This is a genomic window from Actinomadura violacea, assembly GCF_017573465.1.
Taxonomy (GTDB): Bacteria; Actinomycetota; Actinomycetes; order Streptosporangiales; family Streptosporangiaceae; genus Spirillospora; species Spirillospora violacea.
This window is the reverse complement of the sequence record NZ_JAGEPF010000002.1, coordinates 312,160-338,479: the sequence shown is the minus strand read 5'-3', so window position 1 is coordinate 338,479 and position 26,320 is coordinate 312,160. Positions and strand designations below refer to the sequence as shown.

Here is a 26,320-nt window from a genome sequence, read left to right as displayed (position 1 = left end):
GGCCGGGCCGCTCCCCAACCCCTAGACTGAACCGCCGTGATGCAGCCGTGATCAATTTCGACAACGTCACCAAGGTCTATCCAAGCCAGAACCGCCCCGCCCTTCAGCATGTGAACGTCGGCATCGAGAAGGGCGAGTTCCTGTTCCTGGTGGGCCCGTCCGGGTCCGGGAAGTCGACCTTCCTGCGCCTCATCCTCAAGGAGGAGCGCCCGTCCCAGGGTCACGTGCACGTGGCGGGCAAGGACCTGAGCCGCCTGAGCAACTGGAAGGTGCCGCACCTGCGCCGCAGGATCGGCTGCGTCTTCCAGGACTTCCGGCTGCTCCCCAACAAGAACGTCTTCGAGAACGTCGCGTTCGCCCTCGAGGTGATCGGCAAGCCGCGGCGCTTCATCGGCAAGGTCGTCCCCGAGGTCATCGACCTGGTCGGCCTGGAGGGCAAGGCCCACCGGATGCCGGACGAGCTGTCCGGCGGCGAGCAGCAGCGCGTCGCGATCGCGCGGGCGTTCGTCAACCGGCCGATGATCCTGCTGGCGGACGAGCCGACGGGCAACATCGACCCCGCCACCTCGATCGGCATCATGAAGGTGCTCGACCGCATCAACCGGACCGGCACCACCGTCGTCATGGCCACCCACGACGCCGCCATCGTCGACGCGTTCCGCAAGCGCGTCGTCGAGCTGGAGGACGGGCGGGTCGTGCGCGACCAGTCCCGCGGGGTGTACGGCCAGGCGTACTGACGGCGGGGCGGGCGCACCGGCCGGCACGGGCCCGGGCGACCGAGCCCCACCAGTCCTCAAGCAGCCCCAATGACCCAGCCCCAATGACCCAGGCCCGACGGGCCACCGCCGCGGACCCCTCCAGCGGCGGCTCCATCTGAACCGACGGACCCCACCGGGCGTACGACCCAGCAGAGGCAGACCAGAGGGGACGCCCGTTCCGGGCCCGCACCGCGGCGCCCGTGCCGGCGGCGGACACAGGCGATCAAGGACAGCGAGGCATGCGCGTACAGTTCGTTATGCAGGAGATCTGGATCGGTCTCCGCCGGAACCTGACGATGACGATCTCCCTGGTCATCACCGTCGCCATCGCCATGGCGCTCTTCGGCACCGGACTGCTGCTGCGCCAGCAGGTGGCCGCGTCCAAGGACTACTGGTACGACAAGATCGAGGTCTCGATCTTCCTGTGCGCCAAGAGCAGCTCCAACGCCAACTGCCGCCAGCAGGACGTCACCGACCAGCAGCGGAGCGAGATCAAGGCGCAGCTGGAGAAGATGCCGCAGGTCTCCAACGTCCAGTACGAGAACAAGCAGCAGGCGTTCTCGCGCTTCAAGGACCGCTTCTCGGGGTCGCCGGGGTTCGTGCAGAGCACCCGTGAGGGCGACATCCCCGACTCGTTCCGGGTGAAGCTGAAGAACCCGGAGGAGTACAAACCGGTCGCCCAGGCGATGCTGGGGCATGCGGGCGTCGATACGGTGATCAACGAGCAGCAGATCCTGAAGAAGTTCTTCAAGATCTTGAACGGGCTGCAGGCCGCGGCGCTGGGCATCGCGCTGATCCAGGTGATCGCGTCGGTGCTGCTGGTCGGGAACACGGTCCGGCTGTCGGCGTTCAACCGGCGGCGGGAGACCGGCATCATGCGGCTGGTCGGCGCGTCCAACACCTATATCCAGTTGCCCTTCATCCTGGAGGGCGCGATCGCGGGCCTGATCGGCGGGTTGTTCGCCTCGGTGCTGCTGGTGATCAGCAAGAAGCTGCTGATCGACCGGCTGGCCGGGACGGTGCAGCTGGTCAGCCAGCTCGGCTGGACCCAGGTGATCATGGTCATCATCGTGTCGATCTGCTTCGGCGTGCTGCTCTGTGCCGCGTCGTCGTTCCTCACGCTGCGCAGATACCTGAAGATCTAGCGGACGCGGCCGGGGCGGCGCGGCCCGGTTTTACACTGGCCGACATGTCCGCCCCAGGCCGCCTGCTGCGCGGCGCCGCCGTCGCCACCGCGATCCTGTGCGCCTACGGGCTCGGGGTGCTGAGCGGCGAGGGCCGTCCGGACCGGCGGGCAGCCGCGGGCGGGTCGGTGCTGGACGAGGCCGCCGCGAAGATCGGCAGCCGGGCCGCGCGCCCGGTCGGGCGCGGCGAGCTCGACCGCGCCGCGATCGAGGGCATGCTCCGCGGGCTCGGCGACCGGTGGGCCCGCTACTACCCGGCCGCGAGGTACGACGACATGGAGGGCCGCCTGAACGGCCGCTACAGCGGGGTCGGGGTGTGGCTCGGCAGCGCCGACGGCGATCCGCGGGTGCGGGTCGCGAGCGTCCAGCCGGGCACCGCCGCCGCCCGCGCCGGTGTCCTGGCCGGCGACGTCGTGACCGCGGTCGGCGGGACGCCGGCCAACGGCTGGGACGTGACGAGGGTCGCCCGTGCGCTGCGCGGACGTCCCGGCGCGTCCGTCGAACTCACGGTGCTGCGCGGGCGTCGGACAGAGGAGTTCCAGCTCGTCCGCGCATCCGTCCCGGGAGGCGACGTCACCGTGACCGATCTGCCGGGGCATGTCCGGATGATCCGGGTCGGCGCGTTCACCCGCGGCACCGGCCGGCAGGTCCGCGCCGCGGTGGCCGGACGGCAGGTGACCGGGCGGCCGCCGTCCGGCGACCCGCCCGGCGGGATCATGCTCGACCTGCGCGGCGACCCCGGCGGCCTGCTGGACGAGGCGGTCGAGACCGCGTCGGCGTTCCTGCCCGGCGGCCTCGTCGTGACCTACGAACCGCGCGGCGGGCCCGCCCAGCGGCGCACGGTCACCGCTCCCGGCGACGCGCGGACCCCGCTCGTCGTGCTGGTCGACGCCGGGACCGCCAGCGCCGCCGAGGTGGTCGCCGGATCCCTGCGCGACCGCGACCGCGCGGTGATCATAGGATCGCGTACGTACGGGAAGGGCTCGGTGCAGGAGTCGGTCCGGCTGGCCGACGGATCGGCGATCGAGCTGACCGTGGGTCGCTACCGCACCCCCGGCGGCCGTAACCTCGACGGGGTCGGGATCGAACCCGACGTGGCGGTCTCCGCCGACCGCCCTCCCTCAGTAGCCGAGCAGCGCGGCCGGAGCGTGCTGCGCGGCCTGCTAGCGACGACGCCGGACAAGGACTGATCACAGTGCCACGCGACACAGGGCGCAAGCTCATCGCCCAGAACAAGCGTGCCCGCTACGACTACCACATCGACGAGACGTGGGAGGCGGGCATGGTGCTGATGGGCACCGAGGTCAAGGCGCTGCGCGCCGGCCGCGCCTCCCTCGCCGACGGCTACGCCCACGTGATGGACGGCGAGGTGTGGCTGGAGAACGTGCACATCCCCGAGTACACGCAGGGCACCTGGACCAACCACGCGCCGCGCCGCCGCCGCAAGCTGCTGCTGCACCGGCGCGAGATCGGCAAGATCATCGCCAAGTCGTCCGAGCCGGGCTGGACACTGATCCCGCTGGCGCTGTACTTCAAGGACGGTAAGGCCAAGGTCGAGATCGGCCTGGCCCGTGGTAAGAAGGCCTACGACAAACGCCAGGCCATCGCCAAGCGGGAAGCCGACCGGGAGATGCAGAAGGCGGCGGCCGCCCGGTTCAGGAGACGGTAAGGGTGCCGATGACCAACCGAGGCCGAGCCGCCCGCGCGTCGAGGCGGCTCCCGCGCGGCAGCCGGACCATGCGCCGCCGCGCCGTCTCGCTCGCGGCCTGCGGGGCCCTCGTCGCGACGATGACGACGGGCTGCTGGGCGGAGCCGTCCGCGATGCCCGCCGTCCGCGACTTCCTCATCGCCTGGCAGGTCGGCAACTACCCGGCCGCCGCGAACAAGACCGTCGGCGCCGACCACAAGTCCGTCGCGTCCGCGCTCGGCGCCGTCCGCGCGCAGCTCGACGCGGCGTCGCTGCGGCTGTCGCTCGGCGTGTCCGGCGACCAGGGCCGCGTCGAGGACGCCAAGGTCAAGGCGATCGCCAAGAATGGCGACGACGCCGACGCGCGGTTCTCCGTGAAGGTCGACCTCGGCGAGAACGGGCAGCCCTGGGAGTACCTCGGCCACATGCACCTGCGCCGCATCGGCGGCAAGTGGAAGGTCGTCTGGAACCCCTCGATCATCAACCCGCAGCTCGGCCCCGGGCAGCGCCTCGCGGTCGTGTCGGACGTCCCGGCCCGCGCCCCGATCAAGGACTCCACGGGCCGCACCGTGCTGCACAAGGTGCCCACCTACAACATCGGCGTCGTCCCCGGGCACCTCGCCGACCCGCAGCGCACCGTCGAGCAGATCACCAAGGCCGCCAAGTTCGACGGCGGCCGGCGGCTGGACTCCGAGCGGCTGCTCGGCCGGGTCCGCTCCGCACCGCCGCAGAAGTTCCTGTCGCTGCTGACCCTGCGGTACCCCGAGCAGAAGCCGCTCGCCAACCGGCTCATCCAGATCCCCGGCGTGCGGAACGAGCCGATCGAGACCGCGAGCGCGCCCGACTACGCGCCGGAACTGGTCGGCAACCTCGGCCCCGCCACCGCGGACCTGCTCCAGCAGGTCGGCGCCCCCTACCAGCCGGGCGACACCATCGGCGTCAGCGGCATCCAGCTGCTGCAGCAGCGCCGGCTCGCCGGGACGCCCACCATCAGCGTCGTCGCGCAGGACCCCTCCGGCCGGACCACGCAGGTGCTGAAGAAGTGGGACGGGCTGCCGCCGCAGGAGATCTCCACCACGCTCGTCCCGCGCACCCAGCGCCGAGCCGACGCCGCCCTGCAGAACCTGCCCTACCCGGCGTCCCTGGTGGCGGTGCAGCCGAGCACCGGCCAGGTCGTCGCGGTCGCCAACCACGGCACCGGCGGCGAGAACCGCGCGTTCGAGGCCCGCTACCCGGCCGGCATGGCGTTCGGGATCGTGTCCGCCGAGGCCCTGTTCGCGCGCGCCGGAATGGACCCGAAGACCAAGACGAGCTGCCCCGCCAGCGTGACCGTCGGCGGCAAGACGTTCACGAACAAGGCGCACCCCGACGCGCCCTTCTCCACCCAGTTCGCGCTCGGCTGCCGGACGACCCTCGCGCAGCTCAGCGGCAAGCTGGACGCGCGCGGCCTGCAGGCCGAGGCGGCCCAGCTCGGCATCGGCCGGGGCTGGACCGCGTCGGTCCCCGCGTTCACCGGCTCGCTGCCCCCGATGAACGGCGACGGCGCCAAGGCGGCCGCGATGGTCGGCGAGGGCGTCCAGGCGAGCCCCCTCGCCATGGCGCTGCTGGCCGGCGCCGCCCGGACCGGCGTCTGGCGGTCCCCGTACGTCCTCAGCAACCCGGCCAAGCCCGCGGACGTCCCGTCCCAGGTCCTGCCTGCGGAGCCCCTCTCCGGGCTGCAGAACGTGCTCGGCCGCAGCGTCACCGGCTCCGCCGGCGTCGCCCACGCCGCGAACGTCGGCGGCTCGGTCCTCGGCACCGCGGCCCTCGCCCAGGACACCGTCAACGGGCGGGGCAGGACGGTGTCCTGGTTCGTCGGCGCCGGCAACGACCTCGCGTTCGCGATCGCGATCGAAGGGTCCGCGTCCGCGTCCTCCGTCGCCGCCGAGTTCCTGCGCGGCGCGCCCGCCAAGACGACCGGCCGTAGCGCAGGCTGACGGCCCGCCGCCGCGACTTTGTGAACCCTTTGCACGGGAGGTGCAACCAACCCGGCACCGGACGGCGTCTTCCCAGGTGACCGAGAATCCGCTTGGGGGGTTGCGGGACTCGGTCGCAGTGATGAGACCAGAGCCTCGTCTCGGGGGAGGCTCTGCCGTCCGGACCGGCCTGACCCTGCCGGTCGACCCCGGTGGCGCGACTCGGTCACGCCACCGGGGTTCCTGCGTATCCGGCCCCGTCCGCCCGGGAATCACGTTGCCCCGGCGGGCGTTATCCTTGTAACGTCATCGTGCGGGCGTCCTCCGGGGCAACCGCTTTGACAACTCAACATGGGGGTGACCGGCTTCGACTTCGGTAGGTCGAGCCAGGGGAAGCGGGTCGAGGGTTGCTGTCGTGACCTCGTAAATCCTGTGACAGCAAACCAATAACTGCCAACAAGAAGCAGTCCGAGTTCGCCCTCGCCGCCTGAGCGAGGAGCGAACTCTGTCAGCCCGGTAGCGTCTCCGAACCGGGGTCTGGCATCGTAAGGAGACTCCACCTACCGGCCCGGTCGCGGGACCGGTAGGAAAAACAAACAGCGACTGAGTCCGTCGGCGACACGCCTGCGTGAGCGCCGGGACTGAGAAAACGCCAAGCAGGCTGCGCCCGGAGAAGCCCTAGCTCATCACCGAAGGACGCGGGTTCGATTCCCGCCACCTCCACTCGTCGTCGGGAGTGGTGTGTCCGCGTACAGCGCGGACCGCCACTCCTTCGTCATGTCCACCCAGGGGGACGACCCCCTGGAACCCCCGTGTGGGGGCTACGCCCCCACACCCCCTCCCGACCGGCGTCCGGCTGTGGCGTAGATTTCGCGGGTGAGCGCGGAGCTGACGGTGGGGACTCGGGTCCTGTTGCGGCGGGTGCGGGCGGACGACGAGGGGCGGTTCCTCGAGCTCGCGGCGGCGAGTGCGGAGCTGCATCGGTCGTGGGTGGCGCTGCCCCGGTCCGCGAAGGAGTTCGCGGCTTATCTCGCGCGGTTCGACCAGGCGAGCGCGGTGGGCATGGTGGTCTGCCTGCGGGACGGCGGCGACCTCGCCGGCATGGTCAACATCAACGAGATCGTCCGTGGGTCGTACCAGCGCGGTGTGCTGGGGTACGCGGCGTTCTTACCGCATGCGGGGCGGGGTTACATGACCGAAGGGGTGGCCTTGGCGGTCCGGTACGCCTTCGATCGGCTGGGGCTGCACCGGGTCGAGGCCGACATCCAGCCGGGGAACGTGGATTCGGTGCGGCTGGTCGAGCGGCTCGGGTTCCGCCGGGAGGGGTTCTCGCCCGCGTACATCAAGATCGAGGGTACGTGGCGGGACCATGAGCGGTGGGCCTTGACGAACGAGAGTTGATCGCGTTTATTGATCATGTAAGGCCGAAGAAATCGAACGCAGCGCCGCGTCTTGGTCTCAGCTAGGAGGTCGGCAAGCGTGGGCGTCCGCAGGGACGAACCCGGCCAGGGAGCCGAGTGGCCGGGCGCTCTGGACGTGCGCGCCCTGCTGGAGGGCGGCTGGCGGCCGACCCCGATCCGCGACTTCATCCTCAAGGTGCACAGCAGGTGCAACCTCGCGTGCGATTACTGCTACATGTACGAGATGGCCGACCAGGGCTGGCGGCGGCAGCCGCGGCGGATGTCGCGGCAGGTCATCGGGTGGGTGGCCGAGCGGATCGCCGAGCACGCGCGGATGAACCTGCTGCCGGAGGTCGAGGTCGTCCTGCACGGCGGCGAACCGCTGCTGGCGGGCGTCGAGCACCTGCGGTACGCGGTCGAGACGATCCGCGCCGCCGGCGAGCCCGACGTGCGCGTCGGGTTCAGCATGCAGACCAACGGCGTCCTGCTCGACGAGATGTTCCTCGACCTGTTCGCCGAGCACGGCGTCAGCGTGGGCGTGAGCGTGGACGGCGACGAGGAGGGCCACGACCGGCATCGGCGGCGCGCGAACGGACGCGGCAGCTATCAGGACGTCCGGGCCGGCCTGGACAGGCTGAACGATCCGCGGTACCGGCACCTGTTCGGTGGGCTGCTCAGCACGATCGAACTGCGCAACGACCCGGTCGCGACCTACGAGGCGCTGCTGGAGTTCGGGCCGCCGGAGATGGACTTCCTGCTGCCGCACGGCAACTGGGACGCGCCGCCTCCGGGCCGTGCGCCGGACGAGTCGACGCCGTACGGCGACTGGCTCATCGCGATCTTCGACCGCTGGTACGGCGGCGAGGCGGGCGAGGTGCGGATCCGGCTGTTCAGCGAGATCATCCGGCTGCTGTTCGGCCGCATGTCCGCCAGCGAGGCCGTGGGGCTGTCCCCGGTCGCCGTCGCCGTGGTGGAGACCAACGGCGAGATCGAGCAGGTCGACTCGCTGAAGTCCGTGTACGAGGGGGCGGCGGGCACCCGGCTGCACGTGTCCCGCGACCCGTTCGACACCGTGCTGTCGCTGCCGTCCGTCGCCGCGCGGCAGATCGGCCGGCAGGCGCTGTCGGACCAGTGCCTGGCCTGCGACGCGCACGAGGTCTGCGGCGCGGGCCTCTACCCGCACCGGTACAAGTCGGGCACCGGTTTCCGGAACCCGTCGGTCTACTGCCGCGACCTGCTCAAGCTGATCACGCACATCCGGGACGTGCTCAGCCGCGACCTGGACGGCCCGTCCGTCCGGCCGGCGGCCGCCGTCGGCTAGATCGGCGGCGGGTCGAAGTCGGCGTCGAGCCGGCGCCCCTCCAGGAAGACCTTCGCGTCGGGGTGCTCGAGGTTGAGGGTGCGGCGGTAGCGCTGCTCGGTGTCGGCGAACAGCGCCTCGGCCTCCTCGTCCCGTCCGACCGCGCGCAGGTCCGCGACGGCGTTCGCCGCCGCCGAGAGCGTCACGGGGTGGTCGTCGCCCAGGAGAGCGCGGAAACGGCGCAGCGTCCCCGAGCACAGCCGGTACGCCGACTCGTTCTCGCCCAGCACGGCCAGGTCGCTGGCCAGGTTGAGGGCGACGGTGAGGGAGTAGTGGTGATCGCGGCCCAGCTTGGCCTCCAGGCCCGCCAGTGCGGCCTCGTCGGTCTTCCGGGCCACCTCCGGATCGCCGGTGACCCGCTGCAGGATGGCCAGGTTCCCCGCACATGCGTGGTTGTACGGGTGATCGGCGCCATAGACCCGCGGGTACCGGCGGACGGTGTCCTCGGCGAGCTTCAGCGCCTCCTCGAACATGCCCGTGGTGCGGCGAATGTTCGCCAGGCAGGTCGCGGCCGCCAGCGTGTCGGGATGGTCGATGCCGAAGGCGCGCACGTAGCGCTGATGAATGTCCTCGGCGATCTCCTGCGCCCGTTCGTAATCGCCCGCTCGGCGCCGCGCGATCGACAGGTCCTTGCCGGTACGCAGCGTCCAGGGGTGGTCGGGGGACAGTTCCTCGATCCCGAACGCGTAGGCGTCCTCACCGAGATCGCACGCCTCGGAGAAGTCCCCGCCGAGCCGGACGGCCCGCGCCAGGCCGGTATAGATGTTCAGGTAGGACGCGGGGTCGCCTGCGGCTTTGCCTGTTTCGAGCACCTCGAGATAGACCTGCTCGAGAAGGAGCCGGGCGTTCGCATACTCGCTCTTGAGCCCATGGTCGAGTGCGACACTGTTCTTGGCGCGCCAGATGTTCAAGTCGTCGTCTGGGAACTGCGACTCGAAACGCCGGAGCACGTCTTCATCGATCTGATGGGCCTGCTGGAAGTCGCCGCTCGCTCTCAGGTCGGTCGCTCGCCCCCGGAGCGCGCGCAGTGTCGTGTCGTGATCAAGCCCGAGGGCCTTCTCCGCCACGGCGAGCGTCTGTGCGCCCAGCCTGGCGGCTTCTCCGTAATTGCCTAGTTCGCGAACGAGGTTGCACTGTTCCACGCGGAGTTGTACCACGTCCTCGTGGTCGGCGCCGGATGAGGCGGCCCACTCTTCGAGGAAAGACTCCGTGAATGACTGGGCGGAGGAGTAGTCACCCGTGCTGTACAGATAAGTGATCATGTTGAGGCAGAGCCGGCGCACCGATGGATCGGAGCATTGAGCAATGCCTGCCGGTTCCAGATGCCCGAGGGTGTTGAGGAATCTGGGCCAGTTGGAGGAGTCGGTAGGGGTCTCCGGGGTGTAGCCGGCCAGTAGCAGGTGAACCTCATGCCGGAGGCGCTCGTGCTCCGCCTCCGGCATCTCGTCGCGGACGAGGGCCTGGATCAGCCGGTGGACCTGAATCGTCCGAGCCGGAATGTCCAGCCTCGCGAGAGCGAAGCGTCCCAGTTCGCCGATGGCACGCCCAAGCCGGATGGGGTCCTTGAGCAGTTTCGAGAGTTGCGGGCTGAGGCCCGGCAGAGCCTTGCTGAAAGCGTCGCGCGGGATCGGCTCCGGGCCGAAGAAAGCGCAGTATCGCAGGAGGTCGAGGGCTTCCGGCAACTTCTCGTTGAGACTGGAGACGGACAGCGCCCAGGCGGCCGTCATCGACGCCGGATACTCGGTCGGCTTTCCCTGGGAGAGCAGTTGGCTGGTGTGCTCCCCGAGGAGCCGCAGGTACTCCTCCACTTCGATTCCGGTCTCTGCGTGGAGTGCGCCGGCCTGTTCCAACGCGAGCGGGAGGTCGCCCAGCTCTTCGGCGAGTTTGTCGGCGTTCTCGTCGGTGATGCCGCGCGGGACCCGCCTGGTGAGGAACTCGATGCTCTCTTCACGGGTGAACACGTCGATGGGCACGGCGTCGACCACGCCCGCCCAGCGGTGGTTCCGCGATGTGATCAGTACGTGGCCGGGGCCCTGCGGGAGCGTCTCGGTCAGTTCCTCGGGCTCGTCGGCGTTGTCGAAGATCAGGAGCCAGTTGGTGTAGGGCTCGCCGCGGCGCAGCGCGTCCAGGACGGCGTTGGCGGCGTCCTCGACGCCGCTCACGGCGGCGGAGGGCAGGCCGAGGGGCTGCGCGAGGCTGGCGAGGGACGAGCGCACCAGGACGGGCTGGTCGGCGGGGATCCACCAGACGAGGTCGTACGCGGATCTGTACCGGTAGGCGTATTCGACCGCCATCTGGGTCTTGCCGACACCGCCGAGGCCGTGCAACGCGTGCGGGACCACCGCCGTCACCCGGTTGTCCAGGCCTCCGCGTAGTCGTTCGAGGAGATCCGTCCGGCCGGTGAAGTTCTTGTTTCTCGGAGGGACCTTGCCCCAGATCTGCGGCACCCGATCCGTGGCGAACGATGAGTCCGGCTGTACGTTGGTCACTCGATCCCCCTGCGTCATGCCGGCGCCCCCACCGGACACACCGCATCACGTCGTGGTCAAGTAATTCCGCCAATGAAGATAGTGTATTGAAGCTGCTCGTACCAGTCTGTGTCAGATGACACACGGATCATGATCCGCTTTTCGGACGCCCCTATTTCGATTCTGTGCGGGTCCGCATGGTGGCGGCGCGCGACGCGGCCTATGGCATTGCAGGCGGCTTTCTGAGACCATGGTCACGATCGCCTTGCCGTAGCGGGCAAGTGCGAAGTGGATGTGCCTCTCTGCAGTGTCGACGTTGGAGGAGACACAGATGCAGGAACGTTCCTTCCGTCTGACGAACGAGCTCCCGGCCCCGGAGCGCTCCTTCTCCGTTCCGCCGGGGGTCAAGCGGGCCGCGATGGAAGTGTCGCGACCGAACCGGCCGGGCCGCGGATTCGATAACCGGCTCGCCCCCGACCCGGAGCGGAGCGCTCTGCACGGCGTTTGAGCCGGTGAACGCGGCCGAATACCGTCCCGGATGCCGGCCATGGCGGCGGTGAGAGCGCGTCCACCGGATCCCGCTCCGTGGGGAACGGCGGTGCGTTATTCTCGGGAGACCTGGGCATCCTGAATCCGATGTCACCGAAGCTCTCCGGCGGATATCCGCTCCTGGGGACGGAATGATGGTCACGCGCTCTTCCCTCGGCTCACCGGGTCCGCATGCGGGCGCTCGCGCGCTCGATGAAACGGATAAGGACGTGTTCCGCGGCAGAACCGCGGAGACGCGCGAGGTCCTGGGGAAGTGGGCGAAGAACCGGATCACCGTTCTGCACGGCGGCGCCGGCGTCGGAAAGACGTCGCTGTTGCGTGCGGGGGCCGTTCCGCTGCTGCGGGATCAGGGTGCGAACGTGCTTCCCGTGGCGAATGTCGCCTATCGGCCGTCGTTTCCAGTGGCGGCGCTTCCGGAGCACAACCATTTCAGGATCGCCGTGCTGGCCTCGTGGTACACGCGCGCGTCACCGGTGCAGATCTCCGAGCAGCCGATCGGCACGTTCCTGCGCAGGCACCGCCGGATGGACCGGTTCGGCGCGCAGCTGCCCACGCTCGCCGCCATCGACGGAGCCGAGGCGCTCCTGAGGTCCTCGACGTGGCATGAACGACATCGCCGGGAGTTCCTCGACGACCTGACGACGGTCATGAAAGAGGAGCCCGGCCTCCATCTGCTCCTGGCCGTGCGGGACGACTCCCTCGACGAGGCGCTCGAACTCGCCGGACGGCTCGGCCACGAGTCGCCGGCGACCTGCTCTCTGGACCCGATGACGCCCGAAGCGGCGCTCGAAGCCGCGTATGCGCTCTTGAGCGCTTCCGGTCGTTGTGACTCTGACCTGGCCGAGGCGTTGGTGCTGGAGTTGCGGACGGTCCGTACGGCAGGCGGCGTCCAGACCACATCGCGCGTCGAGCCCGCACTCCTGCAACTCGTCTGCGCCCGCCTGCTGGAGGACCTGCCCGCCGACGCCGCAATGTCCGCGGGGCGGCTGCACGGCGAGGTGAACCGGGCGCTGGGGGAGTACTGCGCGCACGGCCTCGCCACGATCGCCGCTGATCAGAGCCTCCGGCCGGCGAACGTCCAGTCGTGGTTCCGTGCCGTGTTCGGCGGGCCGTGGGGGCGTGCGGGGGTGTCCGAGACCCGCCTGTACGACGATGTCCCGCGAGCGGTCGTCGACGCGGTCCAGGACGGGCACCTCATCCGGGCACGCCTGCGTGACAAGGCCCGTTTCTACCAACTGCAGCATCCCCGGTTGATCGAGCCGATCGGGAGGCTCGACGGCGGGGCGGTGCCCATCCGGCGGCCCGGACCTTCGATACGTCTGGACCAGGCGCACCGGGCGCTCCTGGACGGCGACCCGGAACTCGCGCGGCGCCACACGGAGGCTGCCGTCCGGGCCTGCGGCGAAGGCGACCTCAAGGTCCTCGCCGCCGCGACGACCTTCCTCGGCGACATCGCCTACGAGCAGGGTGAGACGAAGAACGCGGTGCTGCGCTACCGGGAGGCGGCGGCGATCTGCGAGGCCATTCCGGACAACGCCGCAGTCGGGTGGATCCTGGCCGGAATCGGTCGGATTCTGCTGGGGGGCGACGCGGGGGAGGCCGTGCGGCAGCTCCAGGCGGCGGCGAGCCGGCTGCCGCACGAGCTGTCGATCCAGACCGCCCTCGGCCAGGCGCTCTGGCGGTCCGGCCGGACGCGCGCCGCACGCGCGGTCTTCGAGGACGTCCTCGGCCACGACAGCCGCAACCGCGAAGCCCTCATCGCCAAGCGCGCCCTGACGGGGACCAGCTGATCCGTCCCGCAGAAAAGGGAACACGCGTTCGACTTCGCGCGCCCGCTTGAAGTGCAACACGATCACTTACCGTGTCGTTTTGGTGACCTAAGGCTTACCCTGGTCATTTTGCCGTTCAATGCCACCGGCCATGGGGCTCTACGGGGAAACGATGTGGTCACCACGACCGGATGCGGGAATATCTCTTGGTAGCATGCATTTCCATGCGACTCAAGCCGTCTTGGAAAGCGTTACCTTCTTCTTTATGTATTTATGTGGATGTTTGTCCAGTTTAATCACGTTTATCCAGGAAAGCGGCCTGGTGTCTCTGTGTAGCGTCATCCCGGTAAATCGATTGCCGCGAACGCTGGAAAGGGCAGTCGGTGTCCAAGGTCTCGCTCTTTGGCAAGTCCTTTGGCACGTTGCGCCGATTCACCGCAAAATCGTACAGGTCTTTTCGCGGGCAGTCATATAGTAACCAGTATTTCACTGTCCTGTCGGCCGGTTCGGCGGTATCGCAACTCGGATCGATGGGCGTGGCAGCGGCGGGACCGCTCCTGGTGCTCTCCCGCACCGAGTCGCCGATCTCTGCCGGTTATGTGACCGCGGCGAGCGTTCTTCCGGGTCTCGTCCTCCATCTGCCGGCCGGTGCATTGGCCGACCGGGTCGACCGGCGCACGGTGATGTGGACGAGCCAGGTGGTGCGCATCATCTCCGCACTCGCCACATGCCTCTACCTGGTGTCGATGCCGTTCTCCGTACCCGTCCTGATACTGGCGGCATTCATCGACGGCTGCTGCGCCATCTTCTACGAGGTCGCGGAGATCGCCACCGTCCCGGAACTGATAGCGAAGGAGTCGTTGGCCGTCGCGATCGGCAGCAATGAGGCGAAACTGAACGCCTCCATGCTCCTCGGGCGTCCGATGGGCGGTGCGCTGCTCGCGATCCACCCTGCCATGCCCTACCTGGTCGACGCCTGCACGTCCTTCCTTCCGGTCGGCATTCTGACCGCGCTGAGACGCCCGGTTGAGCTGGGGAGACGCTCTGGAGGGCAGGGAGAGGCCGGAGCGGGCTCCCCTGCGGCGGGGGACGCAGGGCCGAACGGGACCGAGGGAGCGGAAGGCCGTGCGGCGAGGGTGGCGCGGGGAACGCTCGGCCGCGCGTTCGGACTGATCGCCGGTGACGTGCTCTCCCGCACGGTCATCGGTGTCTGCTTCCTGGCGAACTTCTTCTTCCAGGTGATCGTGCTGCTGCAGATCCTGCTGGCCGAGCGCGAGGGCATTCCCAGCTATGTCGTCGGGCTGCTGCTCTCCCTTTCCGGTTTGGGGGGCACCGTCGGCGCCGTCCTGGCGCCCTTCATTCTCCGGAAGCGCAGCCCGGCATTGTCGGTCCTGCTCTGCGTTCTCGCATGGATTCCAGTGGTATGGATGGTCGCCGTTCCGGCGAATCCTGCGATCGGGTTGGTCGGCTGGGGATTGTGCAGTGTCGTCGGAGCCCCCATCAACATCGCATTGAAGACCCATCAGGCGAACGTGGTCCCCGGTGAACTGTTCGGCCTCGTCACCGGCATCACCCGGTTCCTCAGTGTCGGGGCGGTGGCGCTGGGGGCGCTCAGCGGCGGGTGGATCATCCATTTCCTGGGGACCGGCTGCTCTGCATACCTCATCGCTTTCGTCTTCGCCCTCATCGCGCCGTTGCTCGTATGGATGCTACGCAGTGAGTTCGCGCGCGGGGAGGTGCTGGTCGAAAGTTTGATCGTTTTCGCATCGGTCGAGAGAGTCGCGGACGGCGTCACGTCCTTTGTTCTCCGTGGAGTGCTCGCCGGGCTTCCGGCGCAAGGCGTCGCACCCGACAGTTTGCATCTGCGCTATTCGGGCAATGGTTTCACATCGGGTGATCTGGGCGTCGGTGCAGATCTGATCGGGCCGGTCCAAGAAGCGGCACGGGGAGAGGTCTCCGAGCCGTCGGCGGCCGTTGAGGCGAGTCTGCAGACGCCGGTGCCAGGCACGGAACCGCCGTCGCACGTGTCGGCGAATTCGATGAACGGGTCGGCCGCGGCCGAGGTCCGTTCCTTCGGCGGCGCGGCTGACTCCCATGTGACCGGGGAGAGAATGCGACGGTCGACGCCATCGCCGGATCTTGTCCGAAGTGTGTCAGGTGACGCGGTTTCCGGCGGCTTCGTTCCGTCATAGTGTGTCGGTTGATTCTCGGGCGCACACGGATGGCCGAGCAGGCGGGGTGATCCGCCGCGTGCGGGGCCGGGGCGGAGGCACGGGGCATTGAGCGCGTCGCTGAACCTCGAAGATCAGCATCGGCTGGTCGAGGCGATCCTGCGGATCGACGGGATGAGCGTTCGGCGCGGCCGCGAGGTGCACCTGACCGCCCTGGAGCGCGAGCTCGGGCACCGGCTGCCCTTCGAGCACCATGATCAGGACAAGCTCGACGTCTGGGCGCTCGTCGACGTCCTGCTCAACTACCCGGGGGCCGCGCAGGCGCTGGTGCGCAACCTGGAGCGCTTCTACAAGCGCAGCCTGTCGGTGGCGGCCCTGGCGGACCTCGTGCGCGAACTGCTCCCCGACCCCTGGCTCGGCCAGGCCGAGCGGCGCGAGCTGCACCAGCTGATCACCTCGCTGGAGCGGGCCGACCCCGGCCTCGCGCATCTCGGCCGGTTCCCGATGCTCTACCGGCGGGCGGTGGGGCCGGCCTGGCCGCTGCTGGAGCGGGAGATGCACAGCCTGCACGACGTGGTGGCGCTGCTGGAGGAGATGCCCGCCGGTCCGGACGGCGTGCCGCCGTTACTGATCTTCGTCCGCGACCTCGCCGAGTACGCGGACCGGCCGACGGCGCCCGCGCTGCGGGAATGGGTGAGCCGGCAGGCGGCGGTCCAGGGGCTGAACGGTGTGGGGTTCCGGCCGCCGCCGACCGAGGTGGAGGCGAGGAGCGCGCCCGAGCCGTCCGAGACGTACCTGATCATCGCCTGCACGCCGGACGCGTTGGACCCGGACCGCTACCTGGTGACCGCGTGGCTGCAGGTGGACCGCGAGCCCGGCAGCACGCTGCACAGCAGCGACGAGGCGATGCCGCTCAGCCGGATCCCGGAACTGCTGGAGCGGCTGCTCACCGCGGAGAGCTCGGTGGTCGGCCGGCCCACGCCGGACCTCACCGTGGAGTTCGTGCTCCCGCGGCCGCTGCTCGGCCATCCCGTCGAGGACTCGAAGATCAAGGTCGCGGGATTCGAGTACCGGATCGGGATCAAGTACCCGGTCGTGGTGCGCAGCCTCGACCGGATGCGGCTGGCCGCCGTCCACCACGACTGGCGGCGCAAGTGGGCGGCGCTGTGCGGGAATTCGGTCGACGCGCCCGTCTGCCTGGTCACGCAGCGCGGCGAGTTCGACCAGGAGGAGCTGTTCTCCAGGCTGGCGGAGGCGCCCGCCGTCCTGGCGCTGGCGTTCCCGCCCTGGGCGGAGAGCGACGAGCCGGACGAGCACTGGGTCGGGCTGCTGTCGGGGGCCCCGGTGATGGCCTGGTGCCGGGACGGCCGCGATCCGGCCCGGTTCGCCCGCGAGGTCAAGGACCTGCTGGCGGCGGACCTGATGAAGCTGCCCCGGCGGACGATGGAGCTGCGCAGGCAGGCGCTGTCCGGCGCGGGCGCCGGTTCCGGCCATCTCGGCCTGCATCTGACGCTGGTGTTCGACGACGCCGACCGCATTCCCGAGCCGTACGTCCGACTCCGACCCCCCGCATAGCACCGGAGACCGCCATGACGACAGAACCGGAAATCAGCGATCCGCTCGGAGACTGGCGCATCTACCGGGGTGACGGCCTGCCCCACGACCGCGTCCGCAGATTGCCGCCGCCCCCGCCATGGCGCCGGTTCAGCCCCGAGGAGACCGCCGAGGGGCGCGGCCGCCGGGAGCAGCGGGCCATCTCGTACCGGCCCGACGAGTCGGTGGTCGACAAGGTGAACGCGGCGGTCCTGCTGCGGCGCCCGCTGCTGGTGACGGGGAAACCCGGGTCCGGGAAGTCCACCCTCGCCTACAACGTCGCCTACGAACTCGGTCTCGGCTCGGTCCTGTACTGGTCGATCACCAGCAACACCACACTGGAGACGGGCCTCTACCACTACGACGCGATCGGCCGCCTCCACGAGACGAGCCTGCGCGGAGCCGGCGGCCGGGCGGACACCGCCGACCCGCCCGACATCGGCCGCTACATTCGGCTCGGCCCGCTCGGAACCGCGCTGCTGCCCGGCGACCGGCCCCGCGTCCTGCTCATCGACGAACTCGACAAGAGCAACATCGACCTGCCGAACGACCTGCTCCACGTGTTCGAGGAGGGCCGGTTCACCGTCCCCGAGCTGCAGCGGCTCCCGGAGGAGCAGGCGCGGATTGAGGTGATGACCGAGGACGGCGGCGCGCGCGTGCCGATCGAGCACGGCGAGGTGCGCTGCGCGAACTTCCCCATCGCCGTCATCACCAGCAACGGCGAGCGCGAGTTCCCGCCGGCCTTCCTGCGCCGCTGCATCCGGCTGATGATCGAGCCGCCCGGCCGCGAGCGGCTCGCCGAGATCATCGAGGCGCATCTCGGCGCGGACGCCCGGGCGGCGAGCGGGGCGCTCATCGACGAGTTCCTCGCCCGCCGCGCCGACGGGGCGCTCGCCACCGACCAGCTCCTCAACGCCGTCTACCTCGCGACGTCCGGGAGCAGGCCGCCGGAGACCCGGCTGAAGGAGATCCTCGACACGGTGCTCCGCCCGATCGAGATGCCCGGCGCGGGATGATCGGCCGGCTCGTCGAGGCGCTGCAGGCCCTCGACCCGCAGCCCACGGCGGAGGAGGTCGCCGACGCGCTCTGGCTCGCCGACTGGCTCCGCACGCACGAGGGCCCCGCGCACCGGGCCGCCGGCGGCCGGGGCGCGGACGAGGGCGGCGAGCCCGCCGATCCGCCGCCGGCGGCGCGTCCGGCCGGCCCGCTCGTGCCGCCCGAGCACGACTCCGCGCCGCCGCAGCCGGTGGAGGCGGGGGTCTACATGGCCGGGCAGGAGGTGCCCGCGACCTCGTTCCCCGTCCGCCTGCCCGCTATGCCGGCCCTCACACGGACGCTGCCGCTGGCGCGGGGGCTGCGTCCGCTGCGCGCGACCGTGCCCGCGCTGACCCGCAAGCAGCTGGACGAGGCGGCGACCGCGCAGCACATCGCCGAGACCGGCGTCTTCGACCCCGTCCTCGTCCCGGCCCGGGAACGCCGCCACGACCTCGCGCTCGTCGCCGACGTCGGCCCGTCGATGGTCGTGTGGCGGCGGACCGTCGAGGAGCTGCGGGCGCTGCTGCAGCAGCTCGGCGCGTTCCGCGACCTGCGGACGTGGTACCTCGACACCGGCGGCGAGCGGCTGTCGCTGCGCACCGGGTCGGCGTTCGGCGCGGGCGCGGACCGCGATCCGGACGAGCTGGTCGATCCGACCCGCCGGCGCCTCATCCTGGTCGTCAGCGACTGCATCGGCGCGGCGTGGCAGGACGGCCGGGCCGCCGCGCTGCTCGATCGGTGGGGCCGCAACGGGACCGTCGCGATCGCGCAGCCGCTGCCGCAGCGGCTGTGGTGGCGGACGGCCGCCGCCATCGAACCCGTCCGGCTCGGCGCGTCCGGACCGGCGGTGACCAACGAGCGGCTGACCGTGTCGCGGGCACCGCTCCAGCCGCCCGACGGCCGCCCGCTCGGCATTCCGATCCCGGTGGTCGAGCTGGAGGAGCGCTGGATGCGGTCGTGGGCGAACATGGTCGCCCACGGGGGGCGGGACATCAAGGGCGCGGCGCTGTTCACCGGCCGGCCGGTGGCCGACGCCCCGCCTGCCGACGGCGACCTGATGCCGCCGGAGATGCGCGTCAAGCAGTTCCGGGCGTCGTCGTCGCCGGCGGCGTTCAAGCTCGCCACCTACCTGGCGGCGGCTCCGCTGCGGCTGCCCGTCATGCGGCTCGTCCAGCAGGCGATGCTCCCGTCCTCCACGTCCGCCGTCCTCGCCGAGGTGTTCCTGAGCGGGCTGCTGCGGATGACCGGGCGCCCGGCGGAGGGCGGCGAAGAGGAGATCGCGTACGAGTTCCACGACGGCGTCCGGGAGATCCTGCTGCAGGGGCTGCGCAGGCGCGAGATCTACCAGGTGCTGCGCGCGGTGTGGGAGGTCGTCCGCGACCGGATCGGTTCGTCGCTGGACTTCCCGGCGCTGCTCGCGGCGGTGGGCCGCGGCGAGGTGCGGCTCCCGCCCGATCTTCCGTTCGCGCAGGTGGCGGCACAGGCCCTGCCCGGGCTCGGCGGCTCCTACCGGGAAGTGGCGCGGCGGCTGGCGGCCTCGGACGGCGCGGAGCCGGGCGAGCCCCCGGCCGCCGACGGGCCGGCGGCGCACGAGGTGCCGGCGCCCGCCGGATCACGGACCGAAGCCCGGGAGCCTGTGCTCGGCAGCGGGCTGCCGCCCCGCAACCTCGACTTCACGGGACGCGACGGTCTTCTCGCGGAGGTCCGGACGGCTCTGCAGGGCGGCATCGCGGCGCTCCTGCCCCAGTCAGAGTTCGGCACGGGCGGGGAAGGGAAGTCCAACCTCGCGGTCGAGTACGCCTATCGCCACGCCCACGAGTACGACCTGGTGTGGTGGGTGCCGGCGGAGCAGGCGACGTCGGCCCGCGCGGCCCTCGCGCTGCTGGCGCGCCGGCTCGGCCTGCCGTTGAGCGACGACATCAAGGACACCGTGGACGGCGTCCTGCGCGAACTGCGCGAGGGCCGGAGGTACGGCCGCTGGCTGCTCATCTACGACAATGCACAGGATCCCGACGAGGTCGTCCCGCTGACCCCGTTCTCCGGCGGCGAGGCCGGGCCGGATCTCGGAGCCGGGCGGCACGTCCTGGTGACGTCGCGGGACCGGCGCTGGGAACGGCACGCGTCCGTCGTGGACGTCGGGGTCTTCGAGCGGAGCGAGAGCATCGCCCTGCTTCGCCGCCTGGTGCCGCGCCTGACGGAGGACGAGGCCGACCTGCTGTCGGAGCGCGTCGGCGACCTTCCGCTCGCGGTCCACCCGGCGGCGGCCTGGCAGGACGTCACCGGCGGCACCGTCGAGGACTACCTCGGCCGGTTCGACGGGCGCCTCGCCGAGCTGGCCGGGGCGGCCGTGTCCGATGACCTGCCGGGTCCGCTGGCGGCGGGCGTCAGCCTGAACCTCGATCTGCTCCGCGAGGAGGACCCGGTCGCGGGCCTGCTGCTGGAGCTGTGGGCGGTCTTCGACTCCGAGCCCGTGTCCTGCGAGCTGCTGGCCGCCGGCCGCTCGGCGCCGCTGCCCGGGGAACTGGCCGGCCTGCTCGCCGACGATGCCCGGTTGCGGCACGCGATGAGCGGCATCTCCCGGTTCTCGCTCGCCCGTTTCGAGGAGGAGGCGGGCAGCCTGCAGGTGCACCGGCTCGTCCGGGCGATCCTCGGTGACCGGCTCGGCGAGGACGGGCGGCGCCGCGTCCGCGCCGCCGTCCACGCGATCCTCGCCGCGGCCACGCCGCAGGAGGAGCCGGAGGTCGAGTCGACCTGGGAGCGCCGCTCCCAGATCACCCCGCACGTCGTGCCGGCGGGGGTGTTCGAGGCCGACGATCCCGGCATCCGGGAAGTGGGCATCGACCAGGCGAAGTTCCTGTACCAGTCGGGGGAGTACGAGGGCAGCCGGCGGCTCGCGGAGATCGCCCTCGCCCGCTGGCTGGAGCGGTATGGAGCCGACGACGATGCCGTCCTGGACATCTCCCGCGTCCTGGCCAACGCGCTGCGCAGCCTCGGCGACAACCGTGCTGCGGCCGAACTCAGCGAGGACAACCTGGCGCGGACGCGCCGCAAGTTCGGCGCCGACCACCTCCAGACCCTCTTCGCCGCCACCGGCTTCGGCGCCGACCTGCGCTTCCTCGGCGAGTTCCGCAGGGCCCACGAGATCGACCAGGACGCCTGGCTGCGCCTGCGCAGGATCTATGGGGACGGCCTCGCCAACATCCGGCTCGCGGCCAGCAACCTCGCTCTCGACCTGCGGATCCTGGGAGAGTTCCAGCGGGCCCACGAGATCGACCTGGAGGTCTGGGGTGGCAAGGACCAGGCCTACCGGCAGCGGTTCCGCGCCACCCACAACCTCGCCCGGGACCTGCACGCGCTGGGAGAGTACGGCAGGGCGCACCGGCTGCAGGCGGAGAGCCTGGCCAATCTGCGGCCCGTTCTCGCGCCCGGCCATGCGCTCGTCCTGCAGGCGAAGATGAGCCACGCGGGGACGCTGCGCAAGCTCGGCCGGTTCGAGGAGGCGTACCGGCTGGCCGCCGAGACGTTCGCCGACCATGTCCGCCGGCTCGGCGACACCCATCCGAACACCCTGGCCAGCCAGGTGTGCTTGGCGCTCGCCACCAGCTCGATCGGACGTCCGGAAGAGGCGCTTCCGCTCATCGACCGGGCACTGGACCGCTACCGCAAGGTGATGGGGAGCGGGCATCCCTTCGTCCAGGTCTGCGCCATCGGCCGGGGCGTGGTGCTACGGCGCCTGGGTGAGGTCTACGCCGCACAGGAGTCCGACCAGGCGGCCCTCGCGGCCCTTGAGTCCGGCGATCTCGGCGCGAACCACTATTACGCGCTCTGCGGCACGGTCGGCCTGGCCGGCGACTACTACCTGCTCGGTGAGCTGGAGGCCGCGGTCCGGCTGCTGTCCGGCGTCCGGGAGAAGATGATCGCCTGTCTCGGCGGGCGGCATCCGTACTCGCTCGCCGTCGAGCTGAACCTGGGACGCGCCCACGCCGCCATGAGCGGGGACGGGAGCGGTGCGGGCGCGGTACTGGCCTCGCTGAGGCAGGTGCTCGGCGCGGACCATCCGGAGGTGCGGGCGGCCGAAAGCGGCGAACTGCTCGAATGCGATATCGAGCCCACCGCCCTGTGAACGCGGCGGGTCAGTGGCCCGGTGCGGTCGTGGCGAGGGCCAGGTCGTGCTGGACGGTGCGTCCGATGTGGCTGATCAGCGCCATCAGGTCGGGGCAGTACACCGACGGGTTGAGGTAGCCGTCGCCCTCCCGGTAGCGGTGCGCGTAGGCGCCGCCGCCGCAGATGTCGCGCACCCCGCACGAACGGCATGTCTGCGACAGAGCCGCCAGGCCGATCTGGCGGGCGACGACGCCCGGGTGCAGCAGCGCGTCGTCGAAACTGCTGCCGAAGACGGTGAGGCCGGTCTCCGGCGCCCCGGCGTACGAGGTCTTCAGCGTGTCGACCTGCTGCATCGTCCCGTCCGTGTCGACGACGATCATGGCGACCGGCGACAGGCCGATGTTCTCGCTGCGGCTCTGCGCGCCGAGCAGCAGGTTGAGGATCTCCTCGAACAGCCGCACGCCCGTCTCCTTGCGCGGTGCGTGGTACCAGCGGTCGAAGATCGCGATGAGCCAGTCCGCGTAGGGCGTGGCGTCGCCGTCGACGGGGCGTCGGGGCGGCGGGGCGCTCCAGGTGCCGTGCGGAAGCAGGAAGTCGATGCGCGGCGGCCGCGTCTCCAGGAGGGCCTCGTACGTCCGGATCGGATCGTTGTCGAGATCGACCGTGCAGAGCAGCCCGCGGTAGAGCCGCCGGTGCGCCCCGGCGAGCCGGTTCAGCCCCCGCATGACGTCGGCGTGGCTTCCCCGCCCGTCGGCGCGGCGCCGGTGCCGGTCGTGACCCTCCTCGTCGCCGTCGAGGCTGACGGCCACCCCCACGCCGTTGTCGTCGAGCATCGAGAGCATCGCGTCGGAGAGCAGCACGCCGTTCGTCTGCGTGGTGACCTCAACGGCGCAGGAACCGGGGAGGGCGGACCGGAACCGTTCCACCGCCCCGGCGATCGCCGAGCCTCCGGCGAGCAGCGGCTCGCCGCCGTGCAGGACGACCGTCACTTCCGAGAGCGCATGCTCCCGGACGTGCTCGCCCAGCCGTGCCGCCGTCTTCGCGACGACGTCGGGCGCCATGGCGCGCGGGCGCGTCCGCCACGTCTGGTCGGTGCTCTCGTAGACGTAGCAGTAGTCGCAGGCCAGGTTGCAGCGGCCGTGGATCTTGAGCACGACCTCGGAGAAGGGGACGGGCCGCCACCCTCCGCCGACCAGGCCCGCGACGTCGAGGCCGTCCGACGGCCATTCGGGCCCGCTTTCGGCGGCATCCGGCATGGCGGCGTTCCTTCCTCGGCCGAGAAACGCGGCGCCCCTTTTCCCACTCGGGGGCGAAGCGTCGCCCTGTGGCGGTCACGGAGGTGGGGCTTTCCGATGACGCCGCCCGTATTCCCGGGCTCCAGACCGTTTCCCGACTGCGGTTACCCGTTGTTCCCGGGGACGTCGTCTTCGGTCAGTTTGTTGTCGAAGTGGGCCACGACGCGGCCGGCGGTGCGGCGTTGGGCGCCTGCGTACACGGCGCTGGCGCGGAGGATCTCGTTCGCGCTCGACGTCAGGCGGTCCAGCTCGGCGAAGCCGGGTCTGGACCAGCGGAAGGGGGCCGCGCGTCCGACGGACGCCGATGCGCTGCCGTGAGTGTTCGGCACAGCCGTCTCCCCCTCTCGTCCGCAATCAAAAAAGCGTCGCGACTCCCCGTTCTCAGGGGCACCAGCCTAACCGCGACGTGACGATCATAGGGATTCGCCCCCGTGCCCGACGGCGGTATCGCGAAGACACGCCGAGGGACATGGGATGCGCGCCCGAGAACCCGTGCCCGTGCTCTTGCCGTCCGCCTCGGTGGTCGAGGACGCTGTTGGGGGTGGAAGGAGGGGCGCGTGGGTGATGGGGCGCGGACGGGCGGATGGCGGCCCGCCGGGTTGTGCTCGTTCCTGGTCTGCGACATCGCCGGGTTCAGTTCCTCGGCGCGGGACGATCCGGTGCGGTTGCGGGTGCGGCGGTCGATGTACGAGGGGCTGGGGCGGAGCCTGCGGGACGGCGCCGGGCTGGAGTTGGACGACTGCTACCACGAGGACCGGGGCGACGGGGTGATGGTGATCGTGCCGCCGGATGTGCGGACGGAGCGGCTGCTCACGGGGGTGGTCGAGCGGTTGCGGGCGGAGGTGCGGCACCACAACCGGGCGGCGAACGAGGCGGCGCTGATGCGGTTGCGGGTGGCGGTCAACGTGGGGGAGGCGGAGGCGGACGCGCACGGGGTGGTGGGGGAGGAGCTGACGCACGCGTTCCGGCTGCTGGACGCGGAGCCGCTGAAGAAGGCGGTGGCCGCCGCGGAGACGGGGATCGCGGTGATCGTGTCGCGGCGGGTGTACGAGGACGTGGTGCGGCACGGGCGGGGGCTCGTCGATCCGGGTGACTGGTACCGGGCCGAGGTCGCGGTGAAGGAGACCGAGGGCGAGGCCTGGATCATGGTGCCGGGGGCGCGGCCGGCGCCGGTGCCGGCGGGGCCGCCGGCGGTGCGGGAGGACGAGCCGCGCCCGGCCGAGGGCGGTGGAGGGTTCGTGGCGCCCGATGAGGTTCCGGTGCCGGTGCTGTTCCAGATGGTGGACGACCTGCTGGGCATCCCGCAGATGCGCAACGAGCGGGGGCGCGAGCGGCTGGTGGGGGCGCTGTCGCCGATGATCGCGGGAGTGATCCCGCGGTCGCCGGAGGCGAAGGCGGACCTGTTCGCGATCCTGCAGACGTGCCTGGACTATCCGGGCGGCCTGCAGCAGTTCCTGCAGGCCGTCCGGGGGTTCGTCGGCGAGTCGATGGCGGTGCGGCGGCTGGAGCGGACGACCGCCCGGCTGCTGCTGCCGCCGGGGGACTGATCAGGTCGCGGGCTTGGTGAGGGTGGCCATGGCGCGGTCGGGCTCCCAGTGCGCGCGCAGGGAGGTGATGAGGCCGGCGTCGTCGACGGTGTAGATGAGGACGCAGTCGATGGTCATGGTGGAGCCGTCGCCCGTGGTGGTGGTGATGGTGGCGACGTTGGCGCAGCAGGGGCCGTTGGCGAACGAGTCGGTGATCTCGAAGCGGAAGCCGCTGATGGTGGCGATGAAGGAGTCCCAGAAGGCGGCGATGCCGTCCGGGCCGCGGTGGCCCTCGCCGGTGGGGTCGAGGAAGGACGGGCCGACGGGGTCCTCGACGCGGGCGTCGGGGGCGAACAGGGCCAGCCACTCGGCCCGGCGGCCGGCGCCGACGGCGGTCATGGAGGCGCGGGCGGCGCGGCGGGCCGGGTGGTCGGCGTCGGGGGCGTGCCAGATGAGGGCGTCCATGGGCGAACTGTAACGTGTTCTCGTTTTCCGGTCAGCCGTTGACCTTCGCGATGACCGTCTCGGCGAACCGCTCGAGGGCCGCGACCTTCTTGTCCAGCGGCTGGGTGTCGGGGCCCTTGATGTAGGGGACGCGGAAGCCGACGATCACGTCGGTGACGCCCTTGTCCTCCAGCCGCTTCACGCCGTCGGGGGTGTAGGCGTCGGCGGAGATGACGTGCACCTCGAACGGCTCGCCGGCCTTGCCCTCCGCCTCGCGGATCCGGTTCAGCCGGCCGAGCAGGTCGTCGAGGTCGTCGGGGCCGCCGCCGTGCATCCAGCCGTCGCCGCGGACGGCGGCGCGCCGCAGCGCGGGCTCGCTGTGCCCGCCGACGAGGATCGGGATCGGCTCGGCGGGCGCCGGGGTCATCTTGATCGCCGGGACGTCGAAGAACTCGCCGTGGTACTCGAAGTAGCCGCCGCCGCTGAGGCCGCGGACGATGTCGATGGCCTCGTCCATCCGCTTGCCGCGCCGCTCCCACGGCACGCCCATGACCTGGAAGTCCTCCCGCCACGGGCTGAGCCCGACGCCGAGGCCGAGGCGCCCGCCGGTGAGGCAGGCGATCGAGGTGGCCTGCTTGGCGACGAGCACCGGCGGCCGGACGGGCAGCTTGAGCACGAACGGGGTGAAGCGGAGCGTGCCCGTCACCGCGCCCATGGCCGCGATCAGCGTGAACGTCTCGATGAAGGCCTTGTCCTCGAGGAACTCCCGGTTCCCGTCGGCGGTGTAGGGGTAGGTCGAGTCGGACTCGCGCGGGTAGACGAGCGAGTCGGCGACCGACATGCTCGTGTAGCCGGCCGCCTCGGCGGCCCGGGCCAGCGGCAGGTAGAACGACGGGTCGGTCATCGCCTCGGCGTAGGTGAACCTCATGGCGCCCGATAGTAGAACCGGTTTCAGTTCGTCGCCAGGGGGCGTCCCGGTGGGCGGCGCGGCGGCCGCGCATCACGGCTTGTGCAAGAAATCA

At 70.8% G+C, this 26,320-nt stretch carries 18 protein-coding genes and 1 other RNA gene; 14 read left to right on the top strand and 5 right to left on the bottom strand.

The genetic code is table 11. The features are described from left to right. Window positions 1-47 precede the first annotated feature (47 nt). From ftsE to J4709_RS03880, 8 genes are all read left to right on the top strand, one after another. Window positions 48-737, top strand: a complete 690-nt coding sequence (ftsE, locus tag J4709_RS03915) for a cell division ATP-binding protein FtsE (protein WP_151541270.1) — start codon at window positions 48-50, stop codon at window positions 735-737. Between the two features lie 260 nt (window positions 738-997). After that, the gene (gene ftsX / locus J4709_RS03910; protein ID WP_173098853.1) at window positions 998-1,903 is read left to right on the top strand and encodes a permease-like cell division protein FtsX; all 906 of its coding nucleotides are present in this window, start codon (window positions 998-1,000) and stop codon (window positions 1,901-1,903) included. A gap of 44 nt (window positions 1,904-1,947) precedes the next feature. Then, the gene (locus J4709_RS03905) at window positions 1,948-3,132 is read left to right on the top strand and encodes a S41 family peptidase (protein WP_208236928.1); all 1,185 of its coding nucleotides are present in this window, start codon (window positions 1,948-1,950) and stop codon (window positions 3,130-3,132) included. Window positions 3,133-3,137: 5 nt separating this feature from the next. After that, on the top strand, window positions 3,138-3,611 hold the full coding sequence (smpB, locus tag J4709_RS03900) for an SsrA-binding protein SmpB (protein ID WP_173098855.1): 474 nt from the start codon (window positions 3,138-3,140) through the stop codon (window positions 3,609-3,611). 8 nt (window positions 3,612-3,619) lie between these two features. Next, complete coding sequence (locus J4709_RS03895; RefSeq protein ID WP_208236926.1) at window positions 3,620-5,605, top strand: penicillin-binding transpeptidase domain-containing protein; 1,986 nt, start codon at window positions 3,620-3,622, stop codon at window positions 5,603-5,605. A 332-nt stretch (window positions 5,606-5,937) separates the two neighbouring features. Then, window positions 5,938-6,310: a transfer-messenger RNA gene (gene ssrA, locus J4709_RS03890) on the top strand. 150 nt (window positions 6,311-6,460) lie between these two features. Further along, window positions 6,461-6,985 carry a GNAT family N-acetyltransferase gene (locus J4709_RS03885; RefSeq protein WP_208236924.1) on the top strand — a complete coding sequence of 175 codons (525 nt, stop codon included), beginning with the start codon at window positions 6,461-6,463 and terminating at the stop codon, window positions 6,983-6,985. Between the two features lie 78 nt (window positions 6,986-7,063). Then, window positions 7,064-8,305 (top strand): FxsB family cyclophane-forming radical SAM/SPASM peptide maturase, encoded by a 1,242-nt coding sequence (locus J4709_RS03880; protein WP_307800929.1) that lies wholly within the window; start codon window positions 7,064-7,066, stop codon window positions 8,303-8,305. Here J4709_RS03880 and fxsT (J4709_RS03875) read toward each other — a convergent pair. Beyond that, window positions 8,302-10,833, bottom strand: coding sequence for an FxSxx-COOH system tetratricopeptide repeat protein (gene fxsT, locus J4709_RS03875; RefSeq protein WP_307800928.1), 2,532 nt, complete (start codon window positions 10,831-10,833; stop codon window positions 8,302-8,304). The genes J4709_RS03880 and fxsT (J4709_RS03875) overlap by 4 nt on opposite strands. A gap of 659 nt (window positions 10,834-11,492) precedes the next feature. On the opposite strand from fxsT (J4709_RS03875), the gene J4709_RS03870 reads away from it, so the two are divergent. From J4709_RS03870 to fxsT (J4709_RS03850), 5 genes are all read left to right on the top strand, one after another. After that, the gene (locus J4709_RS03870) at window positions 11,493-13,151 is read left to right on the top strand and encodes a tetratricopeptide repeat protein (RefSeq protein WP_208236920.1); all 1,659 of its coding nucleotides are present in this window, start codon (window positions 11,493-11,495) and stop codon (window positions 13,149-13,151) included. A 362-nt stretch (window positions 13,152-13,513) separates the two neighbouring features. Then, window positions 13,514-15,322 carry an MFS transporter gene (locus tag J4709_RS03865; RefSeq protein WP_208236918.1) on the top strand — a complete coding sequence of 603 codons (1,809 nt, stop codon included), beginning with the start codon at window positions 13,514-13,516 and terminating at the stop codon, window positions 15,320-15,322. A gap of 87 nt (window positions 15,323-15,409) precedes the next feature. Beyond that, window positions 15,410-16,876: a VMAP-C domain-containing protein gene (locus J4709_RS03860; protein ID WP_208236916.1), complete on the top strand. Its 1,467-nt coding sequence runs from the start codon at window positions 15,410-15,412 to the stop codon at window positions 16,874-16,876. Between the two features lie 14 nt (window positions 16,877-16,890). Next, window positions 16,891-17,910 carry an AAA family ATPase gene (locus tag J4709_RS03855; protein ID WP_208236914.1) on the top strand — a complete coding sequence of 340 codons (1,020 nt, stop codon included), beginning with the start codon at window positions 16,891-16,893 and terminating at the stop codon, window positions 17,908-17,910. After that, window positions 17,907-22,052 (top strand): FxSxx-COOH system tetratricopeptide repeat protein, encoded by a 4,146-nt coding sequence (gene fxsT, locus J4709_RS03850; protein ID WP_208236912.1) that lies wholly within the window; start codon window positions 17,907-17,909, stop codon window positions 22,050-22,052. Before J4709_RS03855 ends, fxsT (J4709_RS03850) begins: the two co-directional genes overlap by 4 nt. A gap of 10 nt (window positions 22,053-22,062) precedes the next feature. Here fxsT (J4709_RS03850) and J4709_RS03845 read toward each other — a convergent pair whose 3' ends face one another. Together J4709_RS03845 and J4709_RS03840 are read right to left on the bottom strand one after the other, a co-directional pair. Beyond that, a complete protein-coding gene (locus J4709_RS03845; protein ID WP_208236910.1) occupies window positions 22,063-23,289 on the bottom strand; it encodes an FxsB family cyclophane-forming radical SAM/SPASM peptide maturase in 1,227 nt (408 codons plus the stop codon). 143 nt (window positions 23,290-23,432) lie between these two features. Then, on the bottom strand, window positions 23,433-23,657 hold the full coding sequence (locus J4709_RS03840; protein ID WP_208236902.1) for a hypothetical protein: 225 nt from the start codon (window positions 23,655-23,657) through the stop codon (window positions 23,433-23,435). A gap of 228 nt (window positions 23,658-23,885) precedes the next feature. Between J4709_RS03840 and J4709_RS55395 the strand changes: the two genes are divergently transcribed. After that, window positions 23,886-24,875 (top strand): effector-associated domain 2-containing protein, encoded by a 990-nt coding sequence (locus J4709_RS55395; RefSeq protein WP_208236900.1) that lies wholly within the window; start codon window positions 23,886-23,888, stop codon window positions 24,873-24,875. On the opposite strand, the gene J4709_RS03830 is transcribed toward J4709_RS55395, so the two are convergent. Together J4709_RS03830 and J4709_RS03825 are read right to left on the bottom strand one after the other, a co-directional pair. Beyond that, window positions 24,876-25,319 (bottom strand): nuclear transport factor 2 family protein, encoded by a 444-nt coding sequence (locus J4709_RS03830; RefSeq protein WP_208236899.1) that lies wholly within the window; start codon window positions 25,317-25,319, stop codon window positions 24,876-24,878. A gap of 31 nt (window positions 25,320-25,350) precedes the next feature. Beyond that, window positions 25,351-26,226: a TIGR03619 family F420-dependent LLM class oxidoreductase gene (locus tag J4709_RS03825; protein WP_208236896.1), complete on the bottom strand. Its 876-nt coding sequence runs from the start codon at window positions 26,224-26,226 to the stop codon at window positions 25,351-25,353. Window positions 26,227-26,320: the final 94 nt, after the last annotated feature.

Coding starts and splice junctions, on each gene's coding strand:
- J4709_RS03905 (WP_208236928.1), top strand. CDS start 1,948: ATGTCCGCCCCAGGCCGCCTGCTGCGCGGCGCCGCCGTCGCCACCGCG.
- J4709_RS03845 (WP_208236910.1), bottom strand. CDS start 23,289: ATGCCGGATGCCGCCGAAAGCGGGCCCGAATGGCCGTCGGACGGCCTC.
- ftsX (WP_173098853.1), top strand. CDS start 998: ATGCGCGTACAGTTCGTTATGCAGGAGATCTGGATCGGTCTCCGCCGG.
- J4709_RS03830 (WP_208236899.1), bottom strand. CDS start 25,319: ATGGACGCCCTCATCTGGCACGCCCCCGACGCCGACCACCCGGCCCGC.
- J4709_RS03895 (WP_208236926.1), top strand. CDS start 3,620: ATGACCAACCGAGGCCGAGCCGCCCGCGCGTCGAGGCGGCTCCCGCGC.
- J4709_RS03855 (WP_208236914.1), top strand. CDS start 16,891: ATGACGACAGAACCGGAAATCAGCGATCCGCTCGGAGACTGGCGCATC.
- fxsT (WP_208236912.1), top strand. CDS start 17,907: ATGATCGGCCGGCTCGTCGAGGCGCTGCAGGCCCTCGACCCGCAGCCC.
- J4709_RS03870 (WP_208236920.1), top strand. CDS start 11,493: ATGATGGTCACGCGCTCTTCCCTCGGCTCACCGGGTCCGCATGCGGGC.
- J4709_RS03825 (WP_208236896.1), bottom strand. CDS start 26,226: ATGAGGTTCACCTACGCCGAGGCGATGACCGACCCGTCGTTCTACCTG.